This is a genomic window from uncultured Campylobacter sp., assembly GCF_938045595.1.
GTDB lineage: Bacteria > Campylobacterota > Campylobacteria > Campylobacterales > Campylobacteraceae > Campylobacter_B.
On sequence record NZ_CALIBB010000232.1, the window covers coordinates 1 to 2,003 of the forward strand.

2 protein-coding genes are annotated in these 2,003 nt (G+C 52.0%); both read right to left on the minus strand.

Going from position 1 to position 2,003, the window contains the following annotated elements; genetic code table 11:
* Window positions 1–109 precede the first annotated feature (109 nt).
* Window positions 110–265 carry a hypothetical protein gene (locus tag Q0340_RS08905; protein ID WP_298083029.1) on the minus strand — a complete coding sequence of 52 codons (156 nt, stop codon included), beginning with the start codon at window positions 263–265 and terminating at the stop codon, window positions 110–112.
* 468 nt (window positions 266–733) lie between these two features.
* On the minus strand, window positions 734–2,003 hold a 1,270-nt coding region (cysS, locus tag Q0340_RS08910; protein WP_298083030.1), incomplete at its 5' end, for a cysteine--tRNA ligase.

The window sequence follows — 2,003 nt, forward strand, 5'->3', positions numbered from 1 at the left end:
TTTAAAGCGCAAAGCGCCTTAAAAGCGAGCGAGTTTTTATTCATCGCGATCTTCCGCGCTTTTGTCGTCCACATTTTAAGCGGTAAATGCTTTGAGGCGCCATAAAGCGCTACAAAGTGCCGTTATACATCGTGTGTATCGCGACTTCACAACGGCGCGCCGCATTGCGCTTTTGCGCCGCCGCACCGCCGAATGAAAATCGCAGCCTGTCTTGTAGCTTTGCCGCTACATCAGCCGTATCGACAAATGAAATCGCGACTTTCATCGCTGCGTGCACCCGCGTACAATATCGCTATAAAAATCGCGCCGAAATTTGCGCGTCGCCGCAGCATATTCCACTGCACCTAGTCGCGTTAAAATTTACGCACAGGTGCGCCGCAGTGCCACCGCTGTACCGCGCTATATCGCACCGCCACATCGTCTATTGCCAATAAAACGCGGTAAATACGCGCAGACACCGTAGCGTTACTCCATTTTGCCACGGCTATATCGCGCCGCCGCATCAGCCGCGCCGACGAATTAAAATTGCGTCCACCTTGCGCTTCTGTCGCTGCGTCGTGCCGTACATCGCATCGCTCCTGCACCGTATCACTGAACAAAACCGCGCGGCCGTACCGAAATGCCGCAAATAAAAATCGCGCTAAAATTTACGCACGAATTATTGTTCGGATTTACGCTTTGCGCAGCAAAAATCGTAAAATTTAACGTAAAATTTTGCGATAAATTTTACGTTTTATTCCGCCGCGACCTCCCAAACGGTGCCGCCAGGCGCGTCCATCACTTCAATCTTCATATCCGTAAGGCGCGCCCTGATGGCATCCGCGCTCGCAAAGTCCTTTTCCGCCTTCGCCTGCGCGCGCTGTTTTATCAGCTCCTCGATCTGCGCTCTTTGCTGCTCGCTCACGCCGAAGCGAAAGTATTCGGTCTCATCCTCATATAAAATTCCGAGAGTCTGCTTCGCAAACTCCAAATTTGCGGCGATCTGAGCCTTTAGCACCTTGTCTTTTGGCGCGCGATCTAGCGCTTCGTTCGCGCTTGCTACGAAGCTATCAAGCACCGCAAGCGCGCCTGAGGTGTTGAGATCATCGCTTAAAAACTCCATCATCTCCGATCTAAATTTAACCTCCGTAGCAGGTAGTTCGGACGTGGAATTTTGCCCCGCAGCGGGAGCTAAAACGTCACGGACGCGCTTTTTAAGGCGGTAAATTTTATCGAGCCTCTTTTTGCTAGCGAGCAGATCGGTCACCGAATAATTAAAATTTGCCCTGTAATGCGAGCTTAAGAGATAAAATCTCAGCGCCTCGCCGGGTGCGATTTTTAGAGCATCTCCTACAAAAAACGAGTTGCCGAGGCTCTTGCTCATCTTTTCGTTATTTACCTGCACGAAGCCGTTGTGAAGCCAGTATTTGCTTAGCGCTCTATGGCGGGCGCAGCGGCACTGCGCGGCTTCGTTTTCGTGATGCGGGAAGAGCAGATCGGCGCCGCCTGCGTGAATATCGATGCAAAATTGCGGATCGCCGCTATCAAGGTGCGCTAAAATCATCGCGACGCACTCGCTGTGCCAGCCCGGGCGCCCTTTGCCAAACGGGCTATCAAACCAATTCTCGTCAAATTTCCACAGCACGAAGTCCTTCTCGTCGTGCTTAGCATCGTTTGAGGCGACGCGGGCGATGTTTTTGCCGGCGCCCTCTTTTTTGCCGCTAAGGCTTAGATAATCCCCGTCCTTGCGCGTGTCGAAGTAGATGCCGTCCCCTGCGATCTCGTAGGCAAAGCCTTTTTGAAGAAGCGAGGATATGAGCTCGCAGATCGCGGCGATATTTTCGGTCGCTTTGGGCGAAATGCTCGCGTCCGCGACGTTTAGCGCGCTCATATCCTGCAAATATCTGCGGGTGTAAAACTCCGTGATCTCCTCTAGGCTCTTGCCGGTTTCCGCCATCTTTTTTAAAATTTTATCGTCGATGTCGGTGAAATTTCGCGCAAATTTAACCTCATAGCCCTCCGCT